At 72.5% G+C, this 24688-nt stretch carries 26 protein-coding genes and 1 pseudogene; 16 read left to right on the top strand and 11 right to left on the bottom strand.

Annotated features, from left to right (window positions below):
* A partial coding sequence (locus AB0950_RS37745) for a maltotransferase domain-containing protein (RefSeq protein WP_360576025.1) occupies positions 1–689 on the bottom strand: 689 nt, incomplete at its 3' end.
* 108 nt (positions 690–797) lie between these two features.
* Positions 798–1097, bottom strand: coding sequence for a DUF5133 domain-containing protein (locus AB0950_RS37740; RefSeq protein ID WP_330341786.1), 300 nt, complete (start codon positions 1095–1097; stop codon positions 798–800).
* A gap of 328 nt (positions 1098–1425) precedes the next feature.
* Between AB0950_RS37740 and AB0950_RS37735 the strand changes: the two genes are divergently transcribed.
* Both AB0950_RS37735 and glgX read left to right on the top strand, forming a co-directional pair.
* Complete coding sequence (locus tag AB0950_RS37735) at positions 1426–1971, top strand: pep a2 (protein WP_360161857.1); 546 nt, start codon at positions 1426–1428, stop codon at positions 1969–1971.
* Positions 1972–1994: 23 nt separating this feature from the next.
* Entirely contained in the window at positions 1995–4112 is a 2118-nt protein-coding gene (gene glgX, locus AB0950_RS37730; RefSeq protein ID WP_360161932.1) for a glycogen debranching protein GlgX, read from the top strand.
* Positions 4113–4148: 36 nt separating this feature from the next.
* Here glgX and AB0950_RS37725 read toward each other — a convergent pair whose 3' ends face one another.
* Complete coding sequence (locus AB0950_RS37725; RefSeq protein WP_360161859.1) at positions 4149–4958, bottom strand: VOC family protein; 810 nt, start codon at positions 4956–4958, stop codon at positions 4149–4151.
* Positions 4959–5087: 129 nt separating this feature from the next.
* Here AB0950_RS37725 and AB0950_RS37720 point away from each other — a divergent pair, with 129 nt between their 5' ends.
* Complete coding sequence (locus tag AB0950_RS37720; RefSeq protein ID WP_360161861.1) at positions 5088–5402, top strand: ANTAR domain-containing protein; 315 nt, start codon at positions 5088–5090, stop codon at positions 5400–5402.
* Between the two features lie 21 nt (positions 5403–5423).
* Here the strand turns inward: AB0950_RS37720 and AB0950_RS37715 are convergent, their stop codons facing one another.
* Positions 5424–6215 (bottom strand): RNA polymerase sigma factor SigF, encoded by a 792-nt coding sequence (locus tag AB0950_RS37715; protein WP_360161864.1) that lies wholly within the window; start codon positions 6213–6215, stop codon positions 5424–5426.
* A gap of 248 nt (positions 6216–6463) precedes the next feature.
* On the opposite strand from AB0950_RS37715, the gene AB0950_RS37710 reads away from it, so the two are divergent.
* From AB0950_RS37710 to AB0950_RS37695, 4 genes and pseudogenes are all read left to right on the top strand, one after another.
* Positions 6464–6928 (top strand): MarR family transcriptional regulator, encoded by a 465-nt coding sequence (locus AB0950_RS37710; protein ID WP_366780491.1) that lies wholly within the window; start codon positions 6464–6466, stop codon positions 6926–6928.
* 402 nt (positions 6929–7330) lie between these two features.
* Positions 7331–8146 (top strand): annotated as a pseudogene (locus AB0950_RS37705) (ATP-binding cassette domain-containing protein); the annotation flags it as partial.
* Entirely contained in the window at positions 8106–8966 is an 861-nt protein-coding gene (locus tag AB0950_RS37700) for an ABC transporter permease (protein ID WP_366780490.1), read from the top strand. The pseudogene AB0950_RS37705 and the gene AB0950_RS37700, both read left to right, overlap by 41 nt.
* Before the next feature lie 190 nt (positions 8967–9156).
* Entirely contained in the window at positions 9157–9687 is a 531-nt protein-coding gene (locus tag AB0950_RS37695) for a hypothetical protein (protein ID WP_360161870.1), read from the top strand.
* Between the two features lie 92 nt (positions 9688–9779).
* Here the strand turns inward: AB0950_RS37695 and hemC are convergent, their stop codons facing one another.
* The 4 genes from hemC to AB0950_RS37675 form a co-directional block, all read right to left on the bottom strand.
* A complete protein-coding gene (gene hemC, locus AB0950_RS37690) occupies positions 9780–10721 on the bottom strand; it encodes a hydroxymethylbilane synthase (protein ID WP_360161872.1) in 942 nt (313 codons plus the stop codon).
* An 18-nt stretch (positions 10722–10739) separates the two neighbouring features.
* Entirely contained in the window at positions 10740–11720 is a 981-nt protein-coding gene (locus AB0950_RS37685) for an ATP-dependent DNA ligase (RefSeq protein WP_360576060.1), read from the bottom strand.
* A gap of 175 nt (positions 11721–11895) precedes the next feature.
* The gene (gene glpK / locus AB0950_RS37680; RefSeq protein WP_360161876.1) at positions 11896–13410 is read right to left on the bottom strand and encodes a glycerol kinase GlpK; all 1515 of its coding nucleotides are present in this window, start codon (positions 13408–13410) and stop codon (positions 11896–11898) included.
* Between the two features lie 45 nt (positions 13411–13455).
* Positions 13456–14223, bottom strand: coding sequence for an IclR family transcriptional regulator (locus AB0950_RS37675; RefSeq protein WP_366780488.1), 768 nt, complete (start codon positions 14221–14223; stop codon positions 13456–13458).
* A gap of 176 nt (positions 14224–14399) precedes the next feature.
* Here AB0950_RS37675 and AB0950_RS37670 point away from each other — a divergent pair, with 176 nt between their 5' ends.
* On the top strand, positions 14400–14828 hold the full coding sequence (locus AB0950_RS37670; RefSeq protein ID WP_360161880.1) for an ATP-binding protein: 429 nt from the start codon (positions 14400–14402) through the stop codon (positions 14826–14828).
* 66 nt (positions 14829–14894) lie between these two features.
* Here the strand turns inward: AB0950_RS37670 and AB0950_RS37665 are convergent, their stop codons facing one another.
* Both AB0950_RS37665 and AB0950_RS37660 read right to left on the bottom strand, forming a co-directional pair.
* A complete protein-coding gene (locus AB0950_RS37665) occupies positions 14895–15959 on the bottom strand; it encodes a PP2C family protein-serine/threonine phosphatase (RefSeq protein WP_366780494.1) in 1065 nt (354 codons plus the stop codon).
* Positions 15960–16192: 233 nt separating this feature from the next.
* Positions 16193–16951: an IclR family transcriptional regulator C-terminal domain-containing protein gene (locus AB0950_RS37660; protein ID WP_360161882.1), complete on the bottom strand. Its 759-nt coding sequence runs from the start codon at positions 16949–16951 to the stop codon at positions 16193–16195.
* 174 nt (positions 16952–17125) lie between these two features.
* Here AB0950_RS37660 and AB0950_RS37655 point away from each other — a divergent pair, with 174 nt between their 5' ends.
* The 6 genes from AB0950_RS37655 (at position 17126) to AB0950_RS37630 (ending at position 22818) form a co-directional block, all read left to right on the top strand.
* Positions 17126–17776, top strand: a complete 651-nt coding sequence (locus AB0950_RS37655; protein WP_360576031.1) for a GntR family transcriptional regulator — start codon at positions 17126–17128, stop codon at positions 17774–17776.
* A gap of 102 nt (positions 17777–17878) precedes the next feature.
* Positions 17879–18631: a PIG-L deacetylase family protein gene (locus AB0950_RS37650; RefSeq protein ID WP_366780487.1), complete on the top strand. Its 753-nt coding sequence runs from the start codon at positions 17879–17881 to the stop codon at positions 18629–18631.
* Positions 18628–19338 carry a 4-carboxy-4-hydroxy-2-oxoadipate aldolase/oxaloacetate decarboxylase gene (locus AB0950_RS37645; protein ID WP_360576034.1) on the top strand — a complete coding sequence of 237 codons (711 nt, stop codon included), beginning with the start codon at positions 18628–18630 and terminating at the stop codon, positions 19336–19338. The genes AB0950_RS37650 and AB0950_RS37645 overlap by 4 nt, the downstream gene beginning before the upstream one ends.
* Positions 19335–20438 (top strand): 4-oxalomesaconate tautomerase, encoded by a 1104-nt coding sequence (locus tag AB0950_RS37640; protein ID WP_366780486.1) that lies wholly within the window; start codon positions 19335–19337, stop codon positions 20436–20438. Before AB0950_RS37645 ends, AB0950_RS37640 begins: the two co-directional genes overlap by 4 nt.
* Complete coding sequence (locus tag AB0950_RS37635) at positions 20419–21369, top strand: catechol 2,3-dioxygenase (protein ID WP_366780485.1); 951 nt, start codon at positions 20419–20421, stop codon at positions 21367–21369. Before AB0950_RS37640 ends, AB0950_RS37635 begins: the two co-directional genes overlap by 20 nt.
* Positions 21370–21486: 117 nt before the next feature.
* A complete protein-coding gene (locus AB0950_RS37630; protein WP_366780484.1) occupies positions 21487–22818 on the top strand; it encodes an aromatic acid/H+ symport family MFS transporter in 1332 nt (443 codons plus the stop codon).
* Positions 22819–23112: 294 nt separating this feature from the next.
* Here the strand turns inward: AB0950_RS37630 and AB0950_RS37625 are convergent, their stop codons facing one another.
* Positions 23113–23400, bottom strand: a complete 288-nt coding sequence (locus tag AB0950_RS37625) for a putative quinol monooxygenase (RefSeq protein ID WP_366780483.1) — start codon at positions 23398–23400, stop codon at positions 23113–23115.
* A 443-nt stretch (positions 23401–23843) separates the two neighbouring features.
* On the opposite strand from AB0950_RS37625, the gene AB0950_RS37620 reads away from it, so the two are divergent.
* Positions 23844–24224: a hypothetical protein gene (locus AB0950_RS37620; protein WP_360576042.1), complete on the top strand. Its 381-nt coding sequence runs from the start codon at positions 23844–23846 to the stop codon at positions 24222–24224.
* Positions 24221–24688, top strand: a complete 468-nt coding sequence (locus tag AB0950_RS37615; protein WP_360161900.1) for a peroxiredoxin — start codon at positions 24221–24223, stop codon at positions 24686–24688. The genes AB0950_RS37620 and AB0950_RS37615 overlap by 4 nt, the downstream gene beginning before the upstream one ends.

Raw genomic sequence — 24688 nt, 5'->3', positions numbered from 1 at the left:
GGCTTCAGCCGGCGCGCGGCCGTGCGGAAGGTGCCGTGCGGCCGCTCGGCGGTGCCCTCGGAGCGGGGGAAGAACTCGTACCAGGAGCCGTACAGGGCCCGCTCCCGCTCCACCAGCAGCGGCAGGGGATCGGAGGCGGTGACCAACTCCCGCAGCGGATGGCGCGTCAGGACCGCGTCCACCTCGGGCGACTGGGCCGCCCGCAGCCGCTCGTGCACCGGCAGGGAGTCGTCCCCGAGGGCCCGCGCGGCGGCGAGGACAACGTTTCTCTCCGGGCCCTTCGGCACTCCGGCGGCGGCGCGCTCGTACAGCTCGGCGCCCTCCTCCAGCACCAGCCCGACGTCGATTCCGGCCGGCACCTTGACCGAGGCGGTGTGCCGCCAGGTCGCCAGCGGATGACTCCACGCCTCCACCCGGAAGGTCCAACGGCCCGTGGCATCCGGGGTGACCTCGGCGCCCCACAGGTCGCTGCCGGGCGACAGTTCGCGCATCGGCGTCCACGGGCCACGGCGGCCCCTGGGATCGCGCAGGACCACATTGGCGCCCACGGCATCGTGCCCTTCACGGAACACGGTGGCCGTGACCTGGAAGGTCTCGCCGGCCACCGCCTTCGCCGGGCGCCTGCCGCACTCCACGGCCGGCCGGACGTCGCGTACCGGTACACGGCCGATGGCCGGGGTCCTGCGCATGTTTCTCACCTCCGCCGTGCGCGAAGCCGGGCGCCCGGCCCGGCTCCGCGATCCGAGAGGGACCGACGTGCGCCGGTCCCCGGGGGAACGCCTTGTTACGGTGCCAGGTCAGGGGCTTGGCGCCGTGGAACGCCGCTCCGGTGGCGGCGCTCTTCTGGCCGATCGGCGCGGCCGCGGCCGTCCGTCCTGCTCGCGCAGGTAGGTGACCAGACTGGTGCGCAGATAGCGTTCGGCTGCGTCCGCGGCCTCGCGGGCACAGCGTTTGCCCATCAGTACGCACAGCGTGTAGCCCGAGTCCTCGAAGGTGGCCCGGACCGTGCGGTCGTGGGGCGAGGCGAGCATCACGCGCTCCCACGCCCGGTAACGCCGCAACGCCCGGGCCACTTCGGCCTTGGCGGGTAGCAGCATTGCCCTCTTCACCTTCCACGCTCTCGACTGGGCGCGTTCCCGACTGTCGGGTGGCGTCCGCGCACGGAAGCGCGCGGCACCGTTACGGCGATCGAGGCTTTCACTTATGGTGCACGGACGACAACGCAGCGTCTTGTTGGATCTTCAACGAGGGGTGTGTGTCGGGCTCTCGTGTTGCACGAATGGCGTAGCGCCCTCACCGTGGAGGTGACTCAGAAGCGATCAGCGCTCACGCTGTGTGTCCGGGCATTCGTCCCGGACGGGCATCCGGGAACTCTCCCGGACGGGCGAGGGGAGCGAGAGCTTCGCCGGTGAGGAGCAAGCGACAATGAAGACCGCAGTGCCCTGCTACTACCACCTCGACGTGGAAGTCAGCCCGGAACGGGTGGGACAGGTCAGCCGCATCCTGGCCGCCCACCTCCGCTACTGGGATCTCGAGAACCTCACGGATCCCGTCTGCCGCGGCGCCGAACTGCTGCTGCGGGCGATCGACGAGCACGCGAAGGACAAGCACACATCCATCGAGATGTGGTGGAACGGCCAGCACCTCATCACCGCCTTCGGTGGCGACGACCCGGATCTGCGCCCCGACCAGGACCTGCGCTCCTGCCTGGCGGACATCGCCGCCATGAGCGACGGCTGGGGCTGCTGCGCCTCGGACACCGGCAGCAAGATCATCTGGTTCTCCCAGCGCGCCCGGGCCGGCCAGCGCGTCCCGCTGGTGCCTACCGCGCCCGCGCCGACGCTGCGGACGGGCCTTCAGGTGCCCCGCGAGGAGCGGGTGGCCGTACTGGCCGCGCCGGCCGCAGCCATGGACGACGCGCTCGCCGCGCCGGCCGCCGTACCGGACGACGCCCTGGAGGGCAGCCGGTGACCGCCCGCAGACGACGGAAAGGGCTGCCCGTGTGGAGTGGGCAGCCCTACCCGTTGGGCGCCGCGTTCGACGGCCAGGGCACCAACTTCGCCCTGTTCAGCGAGGTGGCCGAGCGGGTCGATCTGATCCTCGTCGACGACGCCGGCGCCGAGACCCCGATCCGGCTGCACGAGGTCGACGGATTCGTCTGGCACGCCTATCTGCCCGGCATCGCGCCGGGCCAGCGCTACGGCTACCGGGTGCACGGCCCCTGGCAGCCCTCGCTCGGCCACCGCTGCAATCCGAAGAAGCTGCTGCTCGACCCGTACGCCCGCGCGGTGGACGGCCAGATCGACAACCACCCCTCGCTGTACGAGCGGGACCCGGACGGCCCCGCCCCCGCCGACAGCGCCGGGCACTCGATGCTCGGCGTGGTCACCGACCCGTACTTCGACTGGGGCGACGACCGCCCGCCCCGGACGCCGTACGCGGACTCGGTGATCTACGAGGCCCACGTGCGCGGCCTGACCCGCACCCATCCCGAGGTCCCCGAGCGGCTGCGCGGCACCTACGCCGGCCTCGCCCACCCCGCCGCCATCGAGCATCTGACCTCGCTCGGGGTGACCGCGGTGGAGCTGATGCCGGTGCACCAGTTCGTGCACGACGGCGTGCTCCAGGACCGGGGCCTCGCCAACTACTGGGGCTACAACACCATCGGCTTCTTCGCCCCGCACAACGCCTACGCCGCCTTCGGCAGCCGGGGCCAGCAGGTCAACGAGTTCAAGGCCATGGTGAAGGCGCTGCACGCGGCCGGCCTCGAAGTGATCCTCGACGTGGTCTACAACCACACCGCCGAGGGCAACGAGATGGGCCCCACCCTGTCCTTCCGGGGCATCGACAACGCCTCCTACTACCGCCTGGTCGACGGCGACTGGGCGCACTACTACGACACCACCGGCACCGGCAACAGCCTGCTGATGCGGCACCCCTACGTGCTGCAGCTGATCATGGACTCGCTGCGGTACTGGGTCACCGAGATGCACGTCGACGGCTTCCGCTTCGACCTCGCGGCCACACTGGCGAGGCAGTTCCACGAGGTCGACCGGCTGTCGGCGTTCTTCGACCTCATCCAGCAGGACCCGGTCATCAGCCGGGTCAAACTCATCGCCGAGCCCTGGGACGTCGGCGAGGGCGGCTACCAGGTCGGCAACTTCCCGCCGCTGTGGTCGGAGTGGAACGGCAAGTACCGCGACGCCGTACGGGACTTCTGGCGGGCCGAGCCCGACTCGCTCGGCGAGTTCGCCTCCCGGCTGACCGGCTCCTCCGACCTGTACCAGCACAGCCGGCGCCGGCCGCGCGCGAGCGTCAACTTCGTCACCGCGCACGACGGTTTCACGCTGCGCGACCTCGTGTCGTACAACGACAAGCACAACGAGGCCAACGGCGAGGACAACCGGGACGGGGAGAGCCACAACCGGTCCTGGAACTGCGGTGCGGAAGGCCCCACCAAGGACCCGGCCGTCCTCGAACTGCGCGCCCGCCAGCAGCGCAACCTGCTGGCCACGCTGCTGCTGTCGCAGGGCATCCCGATGCTCTGCCACGGCGACGAACTCGGCCGCACCCAGAAGGGCAACAACAACGCCTACTGCCAGGACAACGAGATCTCCTGGGTCGACTGGAAGCTGACCGACGAGCAGCGCCGCCTCGCGGAGTTCACCCGGCATCTGATCGCCCTGCGCGCCGCGCACCCCGTGCTGCGGCGCCGCCGCTTCTTCCACGGCGAGACCGCGACCAACGCCCGCCAGCCGCTGCCCGACCTGATGTGGCTCAGGCCCGACGCCCGCGAGATGACCGGCCGGGACTGGCAGCGCGGTGACGCGCACTCGGTGGGGGTGTTCCTCAACGGCGACGCCATCGCCGAACGCGACGCCTACGGCCGCCGGATGGTCGACGACTCCTTCCTGCTGCTGATCAACGGCTACTGGGAGCCGGTCGACTTCCGCCTGCCCGACGACACGTTCGGCGAGCGCTGGACGACCCTCGTCGACACCGCCGACCCCGAGGGCGTCCCCGACGAACGCGAACGCAAGGCCGGCACCCGGCTCCGCGTGGAGGCCCGCAGTCTGGTCCTGCTGTCGAGACCGTCGCGGGCGGGCGGCTGAGCGCCGGCGCCCGCCCGCGAAGGCGCGGGCGGGCGCTCAGCGGGCCCGGCGCGACGTCACCGTGAACTGGGCGCCGTCCGCGTCCCGCAGGATCGCCTCGTCCTCGCTCTCGCTGAGCACGCTGCCGCCGTGCTTCTCCGCCGCGCGGGCGCAGCCCGTGACGTCCGCGACGGCGAAGTGGATCTGCCAGTGCGGCCGTACCGAGGGGTCCGGGGCCGCCTCCACCGCGCCCGAGTCGATGCGTGCCACGACGTCGCCCCGACTGCGCAGCACCACCTCGCCGCCCTCGTACTCCACCTCGCAGCAGCCCGGCAGTCCGCTCGCCCAGTCGAGGATCTCGCCGTAGAAGATCGCGGAGTCGAAGGCGTTGCGGGTGTGCAGCCGGATGAACGTCGGCGCCGCCCGCCGCCATGCCTCCCAGTTGGCGACCAGTTCCCCCTGCCAGATGCCGAACGTCGCCCCGTCCCGGTCGGCGAGCAGCGCGGCCCGGCCCGGGGGGAAGGACAGCGGCCCGACGGCCGCCGTGCCGCCCCGCTCGCGGGCCCGGGACACCGCCACGTCGGCGTCCGGCACGGCGAAGTACGGCGTCCACGCCACCGCCATCTGCCACATGGCGGCGACCGCGGCGATCCCGGCCACCGGCACCCCGTCCGCCAGCGCGATGCGGAAGTGCTCGCCGAGCTTGGCACCGCGCCAGCGCCAGCCGAGGACGGCCGAGTAGAACTCCTGGGTGGCCTCCAGGTCACGGCTGGTCAGGCTCACCCAGCACGGGGCGCCGAACACGGAGTGGGTGGAGACGACGTCTCGTTTCCGCGGTCCACCGCTGACGGGGGCGTTGTGGTTCATGTGCGTCGCGTCCTGATCTCGGAGCCGGGCGGCCACCGGTTCTGCACCCGGTGTCCGGCCGGAGGTGGGTCGGGCGCCTGTCGAGTACCCCGGGTGGCATCGGTGCAGGCCACCGAGGACCATGGGGGCATGGGAGCGAGCGAGTCCGACCGGCTGTCCGAGCTGCAGGCGGAAGTCGACCAGTTGAAGGAGGCCGTGACCTCCCACGCGGTCATCGACCAGGCCATCGGGATGATGGTGGCCTGGGGCAGACTGACCCCGGACCAGGGCTGGGAGGTGCTCAAGGAGGTCTCCCAGCACACCAACATCAAGCTCCGCAACGTCGCGGAGCTGATTCTGGTCTGGGCGCGCCGCGGCGACCTCCCGCCCGAGATCCGCGCCGAGCTGGAGGACGCGCTGGACCGCTACGGCCCCACCGAGGTGCCCGAGGCCGTCGAGGAGTGAGCGCGTGGGGCGCGGCGCGGCTCAGCGGGCCTCCGCCAGCAGCTCCTCGCGCAGCCGGTCGAAGCAGCCGCTGAGCAGGCGGGAGACGTGCATCTGCGAGATGCCGAGCTGCTGGGCGATCCGGCTCTGCGTCATACCGCGGAAGAACCGCAGGTAGAGAATGATCCGCTCGCGTTCGGGCAGGGCCTCCAGGCACGGCTTGACGGCGTTGCGGTCGATGACGAGGTCGTAACCGGGGTCGGGGCCGCCGAGGGAGTCCCCGAGGGCGTAGCCGTCGGTGCCGGCCACCTCGGCGTCCAGGGACAGCGCGGAGAAGCACTCCAGCGCCTCCATGCCCGTGCGCACCTCGTCCTCGGTGAGCCGTGTGTACGCGGCGATCTCCGCCACGGACGGCGGGCGTCCGGAGGTGCTCTGGGCCAGTTCCTTCACGGCGGAGCGGACCCGGTTGCGCAGGTCCTGCACCCGGCGCGGGACATGCAGTGTCCACATGTGGTCGCGGAAGTGGCGCTTGATCTCACCGGTGATCGTCGGCACGGCGTACGCCTCGAAGGCGCGGCCGCGGGACGGGTCGTAGTGGTCGACGGCCTTCACCAGCCCCAGCGCGGCCACCTGGTACAGGTCCTCCAGGGCTTCCCCGCGGCCGCGGAACCGCACGGCGATCCGCTCGGCCATGGGGAGCCACACCCGGACCAGTTCATCGCGCAGCGCCCGCCGCTCGGCTCCGTCGGGCAGCGTCGCGAGCCGCTCGAAGGACTCGGCCGTGTCGGGGGCGTCGTCGTGGGGGTGGGAGGTCGTGCTACCGGTGACACTCATGGTGCGCACCTCTCTCAGCAGGTGCTGGATGTACAGACACCGTGGGAGGCGCGCTCGGACCGTGGACAGGGGAACGGGGCGGCCGGCGACGCCGGCTCCCACGGAGGTGCCTCCGGTCCGAAGCACTGTTGGTCGCTTTCCCGCTCCGGGACATCACCAAACAAATCGGAGTAAATGGGGTGCTGACCGGGTGGTTCTTGGTCTCCCCTTGGCGGAGTCATCTCTGTAGCAGAGGTAATCTTCCGGATATGGAACGCGCAGAGTCCGAGACCTTCTCCGAGGAGCTTGCGGACGCGTTGGTGCGCATCCAGCGGCTGATCCGGCGGCGGCTGCGCGGCGGGACGAGCGGGCCCCGGCTGCGCGGCGCCGAGGTGGAGCTGCTGCGCCTGGTCGAGTCCCGGCCCGGCATCGGCGTCTCGGACGCGGCCCGGGCCCTGCACCTGGCGAGCAACTCCGTGTCCACCCTGGTCAACCAGCTCGTCCGGGACGGCTACCTGCTCCGCGAGACCGACCCCGCCGACCGGCGCGCGGCACGGCTGCGGCTGACCGGGGCCGCCGAGAAACGGCTCGGCGACTGGCAGCGGCGCCGGGCGGAACTGGTCGGCCGGCACGTGTCCCGCCTCGACGACACCGACCGGGAGGCCCTGCGCGCGGCCCTCCCGGCACTGCGCAAGCTGGCCGCCAGGCTGCACGAGGAGACCGAGGAGCCATGACGGAGGCCGACGACCACCGCACAGGGGCCCAGCAACAGCCATGACGGTCCAGGAGCAACCATGACGAGGGACATCAGGGGCACATCCGGCGACACCGTGGGTTCTGAGGGCGGGTCCGAGGCGCCAGCCGACCCGGCCGGAACCCCCGAAACGGCCGGCACCCGGGAAACGGCCAGTGCACCCGCCGAGGACACCGGCGTCACCCGAACGGCCGCCACGCTCGCCGCCGGTGTCGACGCCTCCGGGGCCCATGGCACGTCCGCCGTGCCTGCCGGCTCCGCCGAAACCGCCGGCACGCCCGCAGCCGCCGTCGATGCCTCCGCGGATCCCGCCGGTGCACCCGCAGCCGGGAGCGTCGGTGCACCCGCCGCCAGGACCGCCGGTGCGCCCGCCGCCGCTGTCGACGCCGTCAGCTGTACGCGGCTCGTCTACGCCTTCGGTGACACCCGTGCCGTCGACGGGCTGGATCTGGTCGTGCGGGAGGGTGAGGTGTTCGGGCTGCTGGGGCCGAACGGCGCGGGCAAGACGACCGCGATCCGGTGCATCACCACCCTGCTGCCCGTGCCGGCCGGCACGGTCGGCGTGTTCGGGCACGACGCCGCCAAGGAGCGGATGGCGGTGCGCCGCCTGCTCGGCTACGTCCCGCAGCAGCTGTCGGCCGACAGCGGGCTCACCGGACGGGAGAACGTCGCCCTGTTCGCCCGCGTCTTCGACGTGCCCCGCCGCGAGCGCGCCGTACGGGTCGGCCAGGCGCTGGCCGCCGTCGGTCTCGCCGACGCCGCCGACCGGCTCGCCGGCACCTACTCCGGCGGCATGGTCCGCCGCCTCGAACTCGCCCAGGCCCTGGTCAGCGCGCCCCGGCTGCTGATCCTGGACGAGCCCACCATCGGCCTGGACCCGATCGCCCGCACCGGCGTCTGGGAGCACATCAACGCCGTCCGCGCGGCCACCGGCATGACCGTGCTCGTCACCACCCACTACATGGACGAGGCCGACCAGTACTGCGACCGCGTCGGCCTGATGCACCGCGGCCGCATCCGCGCCCTCGGCACCCCGGCCGAACTGCGCCGCGGCCTCGCCGAGCGCCAGGGCGCCGACACCCTGCCCACGCTGGAGGACGTCTTCCGGGACGTCGCCGGCAGCGGCCTCGACGACCACTCCGGAGGAGGTTTCCGCGATGTCCGCAGTACCCGCCGCACCGCGCGCCGCGTCGGCTGACCCCGCCCCCGGCGGCGACACCGCCCTGCTGCTCACCCCGCCCGTGCCGCGCGCCGGCTGGCGGCTGCTGCCCGCCCGCGTCGTCGCCATGTGCGCCGTCGAGCTGCAGAAGCTGCGCCACGACCGCACCGAGCTGTACACCCGCGCGGTCCAGCCCGCCCTCTGGCTGCTGATCTTCGGCCAGACCTTCACCCGGATCCGGGCGATCCCCACCGGCGGCGTGCCGTACATCGACTTCATGGCGCCGGGCATCATCGCCCAGTCGGCGATGTTCATCGCGATCTTCTACGGCATCCAGATCATCTGGGAGCGCGACGCGGGCATCCTGAACAAGCTGCTCGTCACCCCGACCCCGCGCTCGGCGCTGATCACCGGCAAGGCGTTCGCGGCCGGCGTGAAGTCGCTGGTCCAGGCGATCGTCGTGATCGTCATCGCCGCCGTGCTCGGCGTCGCCCTGACCTGGAACCCGCTGAAGCTGCTCGGCGTGGCCGTCGCGGTGGTCCTCGCCTCCGTCTTCTTCTCCTGCCTGTCGATGACCATCGCGGGCATCGTCCTCAGCCGCGACCGGCTGATGGGCTTCGGACAGGCGATCACCATGCCGCTGTTCTTCGGCTCCAACGCCCTCTACCCCGTCTCGGTGATGCCGGGCTGGCTCCAGGCCGTCAGCAAGGTCAACCCGCTGAGCTATCAGGTCGACGCCCTGCGCGGTCTGCTGCTCGGCACGCCCGCGCATCTCGGCGCCGACTTCGCGGTGCTCGCGGTGGCCGCCGCGCTCGGCATCACCGCGGCCTCCTCGCTGCTCGGCCGGCTCGCCCGGTGATCTTGCCGCGGACGTGATGTGCGGCACGCGACCGGAGACCGCCCGAAGGCGCCGCGCACGCATCCTTCCTGCGCAGCGCTTGATCAGCGATCAAAGCGGGCGAACCCGCTGGCCACAGCGCATTCCGCTCATTTGACAGTGCGCTGAGCACACAGATAGACAGCAGCTCTCGAAGGTCGAGAGGGGCACTGTGTACGAGCCGAACGTGGTCGGGGACTGGCACGAGTACGACGAGCATGCCGGTCTGCGCGTCCGCGTCCACCGTCTGGAGGCCGCGGAGCCGCCGCGCGGACGCGACGACGCCGCTGCCGGGCTGACGTACTTCAGTGTCCGGGTCACGGTCGAGAACCGCGGCGCACGGCCCCTGGGGATCCACCTGGAGGACGGTCAGATCGACGTCCGGGTCGGCCCCGACGGCGAGGGCGCCTTCATCGACTGGCGCAACTCCCAGTTCGTCGAGGGCTTCGACGTCTACCCGCTGCGCCGGGCCACCGCCGTGGTGTATGCCGCCGCCCCCGAGGCCGCCCTGAGCCACGTGGACGTGCAGGTGCAGCTGCGGGTCGAGGAGGAGTGGGCCGACCGCAGGCTGTGGACGGGGGGCATCGGCGTGCTGGAGACCAGCGCGGCGACCGCCTCCGCCGCCGGCCAGGGCGGGCTCGCCCACCAGGTCAGCGCCTTCCTGCAGGACCTGAGGGACCAGACGGAGCCCGGCACCGCCTGAGCGGCGCCGGTCACGCTTCGAGCCCGGGACGGGGCCGTCGTAAGGCCTGTCCTGAAACGACCGGATCCTGCCGAGCCCGTCCGGGTGTGCGGTCAGTGCGGGATGCCGTCGATGATCTCCCGCGCGCCCTGCCGCAGCAGCGCGACCGCGACCGAGGTGCCCAGCGTGGCCGGGTCGAGCCGGCCCGCCCACTCATGGGCGTTCAGCCGGGTCTTGCCGTCCGGGGTGAAGACACAGGCCCGCAGGGACAGCTCCCCGCTGCGGTCCACGCGCGCGTACCCGGCGATCGGGCTGTTGCAGTGGCCCTGCAGCACATGCAGGAACATCCGCTCGGCCGTCGCCTCCCGGTGGGTGTCCGGGTCACCGAGCCCGCTGACCGCGTCGATCACCGCGGTGTCGTCCTGCCGGCACTGCAGAGCGAGGATGCCCGCGCCGATCGGCGGCATCATCTCCTCCGGCGACAGCACCTGGCTGATCACGTCCGTGCGGCCGATCCGCTCCAGACCGGACACCGCCAGCAGCAGGGCGTCGGCGTCCCCGGCGGCCAGCTTCTCCAGCCGGCGGTTGGCGTTGCCGCGGAACGGCACGCACTCCAGGTGCGGGTGCGTGGCCGCCAGTTGGGCGATCCGGCGCACCGCGGAGGTCCCGATCCGGGTGCCGGCCGGCAACTCGTCCAGGGTGAGCCCGTCCGGGTGGACCAGCGCGTCCCGGATGTCGTCGCGCTTGAGGAACGCGGCGAACACCGTCCCGGCGGGCAGCGGCCGGTCCGCGGGCACGTCCTTGACACAGTGCACGGCGAGATCGGCCTCACCGGCCAGCAGGGCCGCGTCGACCTCCTTGGTGAACGCCCCCTTGCCCTCGACCTGGGACAGATCGCCGAGCCACTTGTCGCCGGTGGTCTTCACCGGCACCACCTCGGTGCGCACCCCCGGGTGCAGCGCGGCCAACTCGCCGCGCACCCGCTCGACTTGGGCCAGGGCCATGGGGGAGTCGCGGGAGACGATACGGATCAGTTCGGGAACCGGCATGGGCACACGATAGACCCCGCGGGCTCAGCCGGCGTCCCGGGGCAGGTCCGCCGCCGACTCCTCCGGCGGCAGATCGGGGCGCAGCCGCAGCCACGACGGCTGGCGCAGCATCCCCGACCGGGTACGGGTGCTGTAGCTGACCTCGCCCACCAGTACGGGCAGCACCCAGCGCGCGTCCGGGACGCGGGGCGCCGGCTCGAACGGGCACCGGCTGCTCGCCGCATCGGCCAGCAGCCGGGCCAGTTCCGTACGCTCCGCCTCGCTCCAGCCGGTGCCCACCCCGCCGACGTACCGCAGCCGGCCGGCCGCGTCACGCTGACCCACCAGCACGGCCCCGGGCAGCCCGCTCAACCGGCCCTTGCCGGGCAGCCAGCCGCCGACGATCACGTCCTCGGCCCGCATGTTCCGGATCTTGATCCAGGCGCGGGAGCGGACCCCGGGCTCGTACACCGAGTCCAGCCGCTTGCACACCAGGCCCTCCACGCCGTGCTCCCGGGTCGCCGCGAGCGCCTCGGCGCCGTGCCCGGTCACCGCGCCGGGCGTCGACCAGTACGGCCCCGACAGGCCCAGCTCGGTCAGCCGGGCGCGCCGTCGTACGTACGGCAGCCGCAGCAGGGGCTCCTCCAGGTACGGCACGTCGAACAGCACCAGGTGCACCGGCACCTGGGCGGCCCGGCGCGCCGCCCGCGCGGGGGCGTGGGCGAGGCCCATCCGGCTCTGCAGCAGCTGGAAGTTCGCCCGGCCGTGCTCGTCCAGGGCCAGCACCTCGCCGTCCAGCACGGCGGGCGTGGTGCCCAGCGCCGTGCCGATGGGCCGCAGTTCGGGATAGGCCGCGGTGATGTCCTCACCCGAGCGGGCGCGCAGCAGCACGGTGCCGTCACCGGGCAGATAGACCATCACCCGCTGGCCGTCCTGCTTGGTCTCGTACGCCCACCGCGCGTCCTGGGCGGCGGGCGGCAGCGTGCCGGGGGTGGCGAGCATCGGCGCGATCAGCGGCAGGGTCACGGCGGTCACGGCTGAAGATCTCGACCACTCCCGGCGCCCTCACGCGCCATCGGCCCCGGGTTCGCCTGAACGGGTCCCGTATCAGCGAGCCGGTCCGCGTCCGGTGTGCCGGCTCGATCGAGTCAGGCGCTCGCATCGCGAGGGCCCCCGCCGTCCGGTTCCCGGCAGGGCGGCGTCAGGCCGGTCGCGGGGGCCGGACCCAGTCCAGGGAGCGTTCGACGGCCCGCTGCCAGTTGTCGTACTCCGACTCCCGCAGCCCGGGGTCCATGTCCGGCAGCCACTGGGCGGCCCGGTGCCAGTTGCGGCGCAGCACCTCCAGGTCGGGCCAGTAGCCGGCGGCGAGCCCCGCCGCGTAGGCGGCGCCCAGGGACACCGTCTCGGCCACCATGGGCCGTACCACCGGCACGTCCAGCACATCGGCGACGAACTGCATGAGCAGGTTGTCCGCGGTCATGCCCCCGTCCACCTTGAGCTGCTTGAGGGGGACCGAGGAGTCGGCGTTCATGGCGTCGACGACTTCCCGGGTCTGCCAGCCGGTGGCCTCCAGAACGGCGCGCGCCAGGTGCCCCTTGGTGATGTAGGAGGTGAGGCCGACGATGACCCCACGCGCGTCGCTGCGCCAGCGGGGCGCGAACAGACCCGAGAACGCGGGGACGATGTAGCAGCCGCCGTTGTCCTCGACCGTCCGCGCCAGGGTCTCGATCTCCGGGGCGCTGCTGATCAGCCCGAGCCGGTCCCGGAACCACTGCACGAGCGCGCCGGTGACGGCGATCGACCCCTCCAGCGCGTAGGCCGGCCGCTGGTCCCCGATCTTGTACGCCACGGTCGTGAGCAGCCCGTGCCGGGACCGCACGAGTTCGCTGCCGGTGTTGAGCAGCAGGAAGCTGCCCGTCCCGTAGGTGCACTTGGCCTCGCCCGGGGAGAAGCAGGTCTGGCCGAACAGGGCGGCCTGCTGGTCGCCGAGGGCGGCCGTGATCGCGACCCCGGGCAGCAGGGCGCGGGCCTCGCCGTACGGCTGGGCGGAGGGCCGGATCTCGGGCAGCATGGCGCGGGGCACCCCGAAGAAGGCCAGCAGCTCGTCGTCCCAGGTCAGCGTGCGGATGTTCATCAGCATCGTGCGGCTGGCGTTGGTGGCGTCGGTGATGTGCAGGCCGCCCGCGGCGCCCCCGGTGAGATTCCAGATCAGCCAGCTCTCCATCGTCCCGAACAGCACATCGCCGTCCTTGGCGCGCTGCTCGACACCCTTGACGTGGTCGAACAGCCAGCGAAGCCGCAGCGCGGAGAAGTACGTCGAGGGCGGCAGCGCGCACCGGTCCTGGAAGAACTCCTCCCCGGGGCGCTGTATGAGGTCGTCCACCAGCGGTGCCGTGCGGGTGTCCTGCCAGACGATCGCCCGGCCCAGCGGGGCGCCGGTCCGCCGGTCCCAGAGCACCGTCGTCTCCCGCTGGTTGGCCAGCCCGATGGCGCTGACCTGCCCGGCGTCGACACTGGCGCAGGCCAGGGCCTCGGGCACGATGTGGCGCAGGTTCTGCCAGATCTCCACGGCGTCGTGCTCCACCCAGCCGGGCCGGGGGAAGTGCTGCCGGTGTTCCTTCTGCGCGACCGAGACCAGCCGCCCGCGGTGGTCGAACAGGATGCATCGGGTGGAGTTGGTGCCCTGATCGATGGACATTACATACCGTTCAGCCATGATCGGGTCTGCCTTCCGACGGATCAAAAGGGCGGCTGTCCTGACCTACCAGCGGGCGGCTCCCAGGTCCCGGGAGATCGCCCGCGCGGCTTCCCGGAGCAGCGTGATCAGACTCGGGCGGGGTCGGCCCTGGCCGTCGCAGATCCGCTCGACGGGCCCGGACAGCCCGATGGCGCCGACGACGAGGCCGCCGTGCCCGCGGATCGGTGCGGCGATCCCCGCCTCGCCCATGCTCATCTCCTGGATCTCGGCGGCCCACCCGAGTTCCCTGACCTCCGCCAGCGCCCGGGCGAGCCGCTCGGGATCGACCAGGGTGTGCCGGGTGTACGCCTCCAGCCCCCGCCCCGGTGCCTCCTCGACGCTCGCGGTGCCGAAGGCCAGCAGCACCTTGCCGAGCGAGGAGGCGTGCAGCGGCAGCAGCGCGCCCACGTCCATGGTCTGGAAGGTGTCGTCGGGCCGGAACACGTGGTGGACGACGAGAACACTGCCCTCCAGCGGGGTGCCCAGCCGTACCGCCTCCCCGCTGCGGGCGGCCAGGGCGTCGGCCCAGTTGAGGGAGCGCGAACGCAGCTCGTTGACGTCGAGGTAACTGGTCCCGAGGTGCAGCAGGGCCGCGCCGAGCTGGTACTTCCCGGTCGCCGCGTCCTGCTCCACGAAGTCCACGTGCTGGAGCGTGCGCAGGATGCCGTGGGCGGTGCCCTTCGCCAGCCCGAGCGAGGCCGCCACCTCGCCGAGACCGAGCCGGCGGGGCCCGCCGGCGAGCAGGCGCAGAATCGCCGCCGCCCGTTCGATCGACTGGACCGGTCCGGCCATGAAGCGAGCCTATTACCCGCACGGACGCCTTGCCCGTGGGGGAGGAGCAGCGGGCGTTCGGTAATGCCGACCGCCGTTCATTGACCGGTCCGATTTGTCTCCATAACGTGCTTGCGAGACCGGAACGGACCGGATTGCCGGTGCCGGGCCGGCCGTAGAGATCACCGGGAGAGAACATGGCGGCACAGCTCAAGACGCTGGTTCAGGCGGCGTACGAACACGTGTGCCCGGTGCCGCCCGTCACCGGCGCGGTGTCGGCCGTACGCCGTCGTACCGAGGTGGTCCTCGACGGCTGGAAGGTGTGCCCGCTCCTCGCCGACGACGCGCTGCTGGTGGTGTCGGAGCTCGTCACCAACGCGATCCTGCACGCCCGGCCCCCGGCCGTGCTGCGGCTGTCGTGGGTGCGCGGCGAGCACGGCGGGACGCTGCGGGTCGAGGTCGTCGACGCGGGCCCCGCCCTTTCCGCGCCCCTCGTCGGCGCCGACCCCGACGAGCACGGCAGGGGCGAGACGATCGTCCACGCCCTGGCGACGCGCCACGGCATACGCACCCACCTCGACGGAGTCACCCGGTGGGCCGAACTGGACGTACGCCGGACGTATTGACCCATACGTCCATAGGTATCGACGACCGGGCGTACTGACCGGACGTCCTGACCAGACGCGCTGAATCTAGAGCGCCGTCTCGCTCTCGCGCCATGACGGCGCGTGTCCCTGCTCCTCCGTGGCTGCCTTCCGGAGCAGCAGCAGGGCGGCGTCGTCGTGCAGCCGGCCGCCCACATGGCCCAGCAGCTCGTCGTGGACCGCGGTGAGCGTGCGCGCCGGCTCCTCGCACACATGGCGGGCCACGCCGTCCGCCAGCGGATAGAAGGCACGCGTGTGATCGCGGGCCTCCGTGACCCCGTCGGTGTAGCACAGCAGCTGGTCTCCCACCGCGAAGGGCAGGCGCTGCAGGCGGGGGGCCTCGCCCGAGAGGGCTCGCAGGCCGAGGGGCGCGGCGGGGCGGTCGGACTCCACCGCACTGACCCGGCCGGAGGCGGATATCACCAGCGGCGGGGCGTGCCCGCAGTTGACGATCTCCAGGTGGCCGGACCGGGTGTGTCCGGCGACCACGGCGGTGACGAAGTCGTCGGGGCCGAGGTTGCGCGCCAGGCTCCGCTCGATCCGCGCGACGACGTCGAGCAGGTCGGGCTCGTCATGGGCGGCCTCGCGGAACACCCCGAGCACGAGCGCGGCGGTGCTCACGGCGGGCAGTCCCTTGCCGCGCACGTCGCCCACGATCAGCCGGATGCCGTAGGGCGTGGGCACCAGGGCGTACAGGTCCCCGCCGATCCGTGCCTCCGCCGCCGCGGCGCTGTAGCGGACGGCCACCTGGAACGGGCCCACGGTCTCCGGGACGGGCTGGAGCAGGGCGTGCTGGGCGGCCTCGGCGACCGAGCGGACGGCGGCGAGGACCCGTTCCCGGCGGGCGCGCAGCGCGCTGGCCAGGCCGCTCGCCGCGGTGACGGCCAGCAGGGCGGGCACCATGGCCGCCGGCTCGCGCGTGGGAGCCGTGTGCAGCAGGGCCAGCGCCATGCCCACCACACCGGCGAGCAGACCGACGCAGAGGACACCGCGCGGCCCGTTGGTGGAGGCCGCCAGCGCGGGACCGGCCGCCAGCAGCGGCAGCCAGGGCATCCCCGCCCCGGCGGTGACGTCCACGAGCGCGATCACGGCGACGACCAGAACCGGCAGCATGTGCAGGCCCGAGGCCGCGTGCCCGGCGGCACGCCGGCGCAGTGCTCTCCAGGCGGCGGCCGCACCCTTCCCGGGCTGCCGCGTCGCCGCGTCGTGGTCGCCACGGTGGTCGCCATGGGGCGGGGCCTGGAGCATGTCTCGTCCGCAGTCCTTGCCGGTTGGGGGTTCTCACCCGGAATGTCGGTTGCGTCCAGGAAAGACGCTGGGTGAGGACGGTCACAAGGAGCGGGTTTTCAGATAGTGAGCGAGAGGCTCCTGGTGATGCGGCTCGCGACCGGAAGCAGACGTTCCCTGACCTCCTGGAGCCGGTCCTGCCGCTCCACCGGCAGGGCGACGCCGAGCGATCCCGGAGTGCTCCCGCGGTAGACGGGCACGGCGACGCACACGGTGCCGAGCGCGTACTCCTCCAGGTCTGTGACGGCCGGTGCCAGCGGGGGCGCTTCGAGCCGGCGGAGCAGCACCGGAAGGCTGGTGATCGTCCGCGGGGTGAGGTCGGCCAGGTGGTGGCGGGACAGATACTCCCGGCGCCCCTCCTCGTCCAGCTCGCGCAGCACGGACTTGCCCAGGGCGGTGGCGTGGCCGGCGTCCTCGAAGCCCACCCACAGGTCCACCCGGGGCGTGCGCGGGCTGTCCACGATCTCGGCGACCCTGATCTCGCCCTCCTCGTACAAGGTGAGGTACGCGGCCGTGGCCAGGTCGTCCCGGAGGGCGGCCAGCGCCGGTCGCACCCGGCTGAGCAGGGTCTGCGCGTGCCCGGCCGTACGCAGGGAGCCCAGCCTGTCGCCCAGGACGAAGCCGCCGTCGTCCAGCTTGCGCACATAGCCGTCGTGCACCAGCGTGCGCAGCAGGTGATAGGCGGTGGCCAGCGGCAGCCCCGTCTCGCGGGCCAGCTGTTTCGCCGGCGCGCCGTTGTCGTGCGCGCTCACCGCCTCCATCAGACGGAAGGCCCGCTGCACGGAAGCGATCAGCGTGGGACCGTCCTGAGCAGCCATACCTCCAGACTGCGCCGCTCGTCCGCTCCCGGGCAAGGCCGGGAGGACCCCGCGGCGGCCGACGGGACCGGGCCGGTCGCCCTCAACCGGTTCCCTGAAAAGCCTCAGACAAAATTGTTGACAATTTCGTCGGGCTAGATTTAGTTTCGACAGGCACTCATTCAGGGAGGGCACATGCCGAAGGAAGCCCGTCCGACCACCGGAGAGCAGGCCAAGCAGCACGCGCTGACGAAGCTGCGGCAGGCGATCCTGCACGGCGAGATGGCGCCGGCCCAGCGGCTGGTGGAGAACGAACTCGCCGAGCAGTTCGGTGTGACGCGGGCCAGCATCCGTGCGGCGCTGATCGATCTGGAGGCGCAGGGACTGGTCGAGAGGATCCGCAACCGCGGTTCGCGGGTGCGGGTGGTGACCGTGGAGGAAGCGGTCGCGATCACGGAGTGCCGCATGGTCCTGGAGGGCCTGTGCGCGTCCAAGGCCGCCGTCGCCGCCAGTGACGAGCAGCTGCAGGAGCTGGCCGACCTCGGCGTGGCGATGGAGAAGGCCGTCGCCGACGGCGAGCCGGTCACGTACTCCGACCTCAACCACCGGCTCCACGAGCGGATCAGGCTGATCTCCGGACAGCGGACCGCGGTCGAGCTGCTGGAGCGGCTGAACGCCCAACTGGTCCGTCACCGCTTCCAGTTGGCGCTCAGGCCGGGGCGTCCGCAGCAATCCCTGAGTGAGCACCTGGCGATGATCGACGCGATCAGGGCCAGGGACCCGCAGGCGGCCGAAGCGGCCGTCCGCGCCCACCTCGCCGGCGTGATCGAGGCGCTCCAGGACTGAGCACGCCGGACGGGGCACGGGCGCGCACCTGTCCACCGAGGCGAGGGCGCCGCAGGAATCCGTCTCCGCGGCGCACCGAGCCCGAAAAGGGAGAACTCTGCCATGACGCACGCCGACGCGCCCGAAAACCCACCTCGTTCGACCCTGGTCGTCACCGCGCACGCCGGGGACTTCGTGTGGCGCGCGGGCGGAGCCATCGCCCTGGCCGCGGCCCGCGGCGAGAAGGTCACCATCGCCTGTCTGACCTTCGGCGAACGCGGTGAGTCCGCCAAGGCGTGGCGCGAGGGCCGGACCTTGGAGGAGATCAAGGCCCTCCGGCGGGACGAGGCCGAGCAGGCCGCCGCCACCCTCGGCGCCGAGGTCCGCTTCTTCGACGCCGGCGACTACCCGCTCGTCGCCACCGCCGAGCTGACCGACCGGCTCGTCGCCCTCTACCGCGAGACCCAGCCCGACGTCGTCCTCACCCACCCGGTGGACGACCCGTACAACGGCGACCACCCGGCCGCCAACCGCATGGCCCTGGAAGCCCGCGTGCTCGCCCAGGCCATCGGCTACCCCGGCCCCGGCGGGATCATCGGCGCCCCGCCCGTCTTCTACTTCGAGCCCCACCAGCCCGAGATGAGCGGCTTCAGGCCCGAGGTCCTGCTCGACATCACCGAGGTGTGGGAGACCAAGCGCAAGGCGATGGAGTGCCTCGGCGCCCAGCAGCACCTGTGGGACTACTACACCGACCTCGCCGTCCGCCGCGGTGTGCAGCTCAAGCGCAACGCGGGCCCCAACCTGGGCCTGCCGCACAAGACCATGGCCGAGGCCTACATGCGTCCCTACCCGCAGGTCGCGAAGGAGCTGGCATGAGCGGCGTGATCGTCACCGACGTGCCCAGGGCCGAGGCGAAGGACGTCGACGCCCTCGCCGGGTACGGCGTGGCCACCGTGCACGAGGCGATGGGCCGCACCGGGCTGCTCCCCGCGCGGCTGCGCCCCGTCCAGCAGGGCGTCCGGGTCGCCGGCACCGCGGTCACCGTGCTGTCCTGGCCCGGCGACAACCTCATGATCCACGCGGCCGTGGAGCAGTGCGGCGAGGGCGACATCCTGGTCGTCACCACCACCTCGCCCTCCACCGACGGCATGTTCGGCGAGCTGTTCGCCACCGCGCTCAAGCGGCGCGGGGTGCGCGGCGTCGTCATCGACGCGGGCATCCGCGACACCCAGGAGCTGCGCGAACTCGGCTTTCCCGGCTGGGCGGCGGCCGTCTGCGCACAGGGCACCGTGAAGGCGACCGGCGGCTCGGTCAACGTCCCGGTCGCCATCGGCGGCCAGGTCGTCAACCCCGGCGACGTGATCCTCGCCGACGACGACGGCGTGGTGGTCGTCCCCCGCCAGAAGGCCCGCCGGGCCGCCGAGGCCGCCGAGGCCCGCGAGGCGAAGGAGGCCGCCTCCCGCGCCGCCTTCCAGGAGGGCCAACTCGGCCTCGACCGCTACGGACTGCGCGAGAAGCTCGCCGAACTGGGCGTCACCTACCGGTCGTACGACGACTGCGCCCGGGACGGAGCCGGGGCATGACCGGGCCTGCGGAGGTGCGCTGCGCGCTGATGCGCGGCGGCACCTCCAAGGGCGCGTACTTCCTGGCCGGCGACCTCCCCGACGACCCCGCGGCCCGGGACGACCTGCTGCTGCGGATCATGGGCAGCCCCGACCCGCGCCAGATCGACGGCCTCGGCGGCGCCCACCCGCTCACGAGCAAGGTGGCCGTGGTCTCCGCCTCCGCCGACCCGGACGCCGACGTCGACTACCTGTTCCTCCAAGTCGCCGTCGAGCGGCCCGAAGTGAACGACCGTCAGAACTGCGGCAACATCCTCGCCGGAGTCGGTCCGTTCGCCGTAGAGCGGGGGCTCGTGGCCCCCGCCGACGGCGAGACCTCCGTACGGATCCGCATGCTGAACACCGGGGAGAGGGCCGTCGCCACCTTCCCCACCCCCGGCGGACGCGTCGACTACACCGGGGACGCCGAGATCTCCGGGGTCCCCGGGACCGCGGCGCCCGTCGTGATCGAGTTCCCGGCCGCCGACGTGCCCCTGCTGCCCACCGGCAACGTCCGCGACACCGTCGCCGGCACCGAGGTGACCTGCGTGGACAACGGGATGCCGACCGTGCTGATCCCCGCCGCCGCCCTGGGCGTCAGCGGGTACGAGCCGCCCGGCGACCTGGAGGAGGACCTGGCGCTCGCCGACCGCCTCCGGGACATCCGGCTCGCCGCCGGGAAACTGATGGGGCTCGGCGACGTCGAGCACGCCACCGTCCCCAAGCTCACCCTGCTCGCTCCGCCCCGCTCCGGCGGCGCGGTCACCACCCGCACCTTCATCCCCGTCCGCTGCCACACCTCCATCGGCGTCCTCGGCGCCGCCAGCGTGGCCGCCGGGCTCAGGCTGCCCGGAGGAGTGGGGGAGGGGATCGCCGTCCTGCCCGAGCACGGCGACCGCGTCCGCATCGAGCACCCCACGGGCTTCCTGGACATCGACACGGACGTCGATCCGCGGGGCCCGAAGGTGCGCCGTACCGCCGTCGTCCGCACCGCCCGCAAGATCTTCGACGGCACCGTCTTCCCCCGCGCTGCCGCCTCAGCCCGCCCCGAAGGAGGCAACGATGGCTCCGCCCCTCGGTGACATCGCCCATATCGGCCACACCCAGCTGTTCACCCCCGACCTGGACGCCAGTGTCGCCTTCTTCACCGACTACCTGGGTCTCACGGTGAACGGGGAGGACGGCGGCACGGTCTACCTGCGCACCTTCGACGACTACGAGCACCACAGCCTGGTCCTCACCGCCCGCGACACCCCCGGCCTCGGCCGGCTCGCGCTGCGCACCTCCAGCCGGGAGGCGCTCCAGCGCCGGGTGAAGGCGGTCGAGGAGGCCGGCGGCACCGGCCACTGGGTGGAGGACGAGCCCGGACTCGGCAAGCTGTACGTCACCACCGACCCCGACGGCCACGAGCACGCCCTGTACTGGGAGAGCGAGCACTACCAGGCCCCCGAGGAGCTGAAACCGGCGCTGAAGAACCAGCCGCAGGCCAAGCCCAACCGGGGGGTGGGAGTACGCCGCCTGGACCACGTCAACTTCCTCGCGGCCGACGTGCTCGCCAACGCCGAGTTCCAGCAGAACGTGCTCGGCGCTCGGCCCACGGAACAGATCCGGCTCGACTCCGGCCGGATCGCGGCCCGCTGGCTGACCTTCACCAACAAGTCGTACGACGTGGTGTACACGGAGGACTGGACCGGCTCGGCCGGCCGGCTGCACCACATCGCCTTCGCGACCGACACCCGCGAGGACATCCTGCGGGCGGCCGATCTCGCCGTCGACACCGGCGTGTTCATCGAGACCGGGCCGCACAAGCACGCCATCCAGCAGACGTTCTTCCTGTACGTCTACGAGCCCGGCGGCAACCGCGTCGAGCTGTGCAACCCGCTCACCCGGCTGGTCCTCGCCCCGGACTGGCCGCTGATCACCTGGACCCAGGCAGAGCGGAAGAAGGGCCAGGCCTGGGGCCTGAAGACCATCGACTCCTTCCACACCCACGGCACACCGCCCGTGGCGTGACGGCCGGCGAAGCCGCCCCCGTAAGGCAGATTGTCGCTGTGATTGTTGACAAAATCGTTGACTCTACGGGGGTGGCTTCTTACCGTCGGGCACATCCCGCACGAGAGGTAACCAACGATGTCCTCCTCCCCGTCCCCGTCCCCGTCCGCCCGCGGCAGCAGACTGGCCCTGCTGGTCGTCGCCCTGTGCTGGCTCGCCGTCCTCTTCGACGGCCTCGACATGTTCGTCTACGGCTCCGTCCTGCCGCACATGCTGCAGACCAAGGCCCTCGGGATCACCCCGGGCCAGGCCGGCGACCTCGGCAGCTACGCCACCTTCGGCATGCTGGTCGGCGCGCTGGCCGCCGGCACGGTCGCCGACCGCGTCGGCCGCAAGAAGCTGATGGTCGGCTGCGTCACCCTCTTCTCGCTGGCGTCCGGGATGTGCGCCCTGTCCGGCTCGGTCGCGGTCTTCGGCCTCGGCCGGACCCTGGCCGGCGTCGGCCTCGGCGGTCTGCTGCCCACCGCGATCAGCATGGTCTCCGACTTCGCCCGGAGCGGCCGGGCGGCGCTGACCGTCGGCCTGCTGATGACGGCCCACCACGCGGGCGGCATCCTCTCCGCCTACGTCGCCAAGTGGCTGGTGGAGCCGTACGGCTGGCGGTCCGCCTTCTGGGTCTGCGTCGTGCCGCTGCTCTTCGTCCCGGTGCTCGCCAAGGCCATGCCCGAGTCACTGAGCTTCCTGCTCGCCAAGGGCCGCAGCGACGAGGCGCGGTCCCTCGCCGTCCGCTACGAGGTCGAACTGCCCGCCGCCCCCGACCCGAAGGCCCCGGCCGACCGCTTCGGCGCACTCCTGGCCCTGTTCCGGGGCGGCGAGTGGCTGCAGACCCTGCTGTACTGGCTGGCCTCCTTCGGAGGCCTGCTCCTCGTCTACGGCGTCGCCACCTGGCTGCCCACCCTCATGCGGGGTGAGGGCTACAACCTCGGCTCCGCGCTGAGCTTCGTGGTGCTGTTCAACCTCGGCGGCATCGTCGGCATGCTCGTCGCCGGCCGCGCCTCCGACGGTTTCGGCGCCCCGCGCATCTCGGCGATCTGGTTCGCGCTCACCGCGGCCGGTGTCTTCCTGCTCAGCGTGCACATGCCGCTCGGCCTGACCTTCCTGGTCGTCTTCGTCACCGGCGTGTTCCTCAACAGCGCCCAGGTGATGATCTACGCGACCGTCTCCATCCGCTCCACCCCGGACAACCGCGCCACCGCCGTCGGCTGGACCTCCGGCATGGGCCGCTTCGGCGCCGTCTTCGGCCCCTGGCTCGGCGGCCGGCTGCTCGCGGCGGGCAACGGCGACTGGGGCTTCACCGCCTTCGCCCTCGCCGGTGTGTCGTCCATGGTGTTCATCGGCATCGCCGCCCTCCGCTCCTCCCGACGCCCCGAACCCACCGGCACCGGCCGGCCACTGGTCACCGCGGGCTGACCCGCCCTGGCGAGCCCTTGAACATGGGGCCGCATCCGCACAGGCTCCGCGCACGGAGCCGCACCTGCCCCCGGGTGCGGCGCCGGCCGCGTTCGGGATCCCTCACCCTTGTCCGTGCCGCGCATACCGAAGGCCCGTTCGGGGGTCGTCGAACGGGCCTTCGGCGGCTGAGGGGTGCTGCGGTGTCCCGCCCGTCCATTGCATCCGGTGTGCGGCGAGTCGGTGGGAGGCCGTCCGTGGCGTGAACGGCCCGTCAGAACGCCCTCCCTATGTTCCTCGGAGCGGCCGGGGCCGTCAGATGGTCTCGGCGAAGGTGACGCTCCGCTCCTTCAGCAGCGGGAACACCGTTCCCCGGATCAGCTCGGCGAAGTGCTCCGTCTCCTTGTGCGCCTCGAAGCCGGCGCGGTCCGTGTAGCGCTCGTACAGCACGAACGCTCCGGGCCGGTCGACGACCTCGTGCGCCTCATAGGCGAGGTTCGCCGGCTCCGAGGGGACCAGTTCACGCATCTTGCGCAGCGCGTCCCGCACGGTGTCGGCATCGGCGGGGGCGCACTGGTACTGGGCGACGACGGCGAAGGCCATGGAGTTCCTCCGGGGTTCACGAACGGCGGTCGACCCGCCGATTCCAGCAGCTTCCGGCGGGGCGCGGCCCGCGCGACACGCGACCGGTGCCCGCGGACGGCCCATCGACTAGGCGTCTAGGCGTCTAGGCGTCACGCGACAGCCCCGGCGGAGTTCACTCGACGGCCGGCGGCCCGCTCGTCCTCGCCATCCGGGTCGGCACCGCGCAGCACGGCCTGACGGCCGGCGGCCCGCTGGTCCTCGCCATCCGGGTCGGCACTGCGCAGCACGGCCTGATGGCCGGCGGCCCGCTGGTTCCTCGCCCACCCACAGCCGGCAGCCGTTCGTCCTCGCCTGCCCGGGCGGCACCCCCGCCCCGCGCGACGCCCGGCGTCTACGCCCAACCGGTCACCCTCTCGGCTACCGTCCAGTAATATCCGCGGCAGGCCATCAGAGGAGGAACCGTGTCCCGGTCCGAACGCTCGCCCCTGCTGCTCGCCGGTCTGCTGGCCGCCGCAGGGGTCGCCCACTTCGCCGCCCCGCGCCCCTTCGACGCCATCGTTCCGAGCGCGCTGCCGGGCTCGCGCAGGGCATGGACGTACGGCAGCGGCGCCGTGGAGCTTGCCCTGGCGGCCGGGATCGCGGCGCCCAGGACCCGCGCGGTCGCCGCCAAGGCCGCCGCGGCCTTCTTCGTCGGGGTCTTCCCGGCGAACGTGCAGATGGCCGCGGACTGGCGGCACCGGCCCGCGCCCCTGCGCACGGCCGCCCTCGCGCGGCTGCCCCTGCAGTTGCCGCTGGTGCTGTGGGCCCGAGGAGTGGCCCGCAAGGAAGAGGGCCGGCCGTGACGGGACGCATCGAGGTCGGGGACAAGGTCGAGGACTTCGCGCTGCCCGACGAGACCGGCGCCACCCGCCGGCTCACCGAACTGCTGGCCGACGGGCCCGTGGTCCTCTTCTTCTACCCTGCCGCCCTCACCCCGGGATGCACCGCCGAGGCCTGCCACTTCCGCGACCTCGCGGCCGAGTTCGCCGCCGTGGGCGCCCGGCCGGTCGGCATCAGCGGCGACACCGTCGACAAGCAGCAGGAGTTCGCCGGCCGGCACACCCTCGGCATGCCGCTCCTCTCCGACGCCGACGGCACGGTCCGCGAGCGTTTCGGCGTGAAGCGCGGTTTCTCCCTCGCCCCGACCAAGCGCGTCACCTTCGTGATCGCCCAGGACCGCACGGTGCTGGAGATCGTCCGCAGCGAACTGCGCATGAACACCCACGCCGACCGCGCCCTCGCCGCACTACGCGCCCACCAGCGCTGA

Source organism: Streptomyces sp. NPDC007189 (assembly GCF_040703635.1).
GTDB lineage: Bacteria > Actinomycetota > Actinomycetes > Streptomycetales > Streptomycetaceae > Streptomyces.
This window is presented reverse-complemented; position numbering and strand designations above follow the sequence as displayed.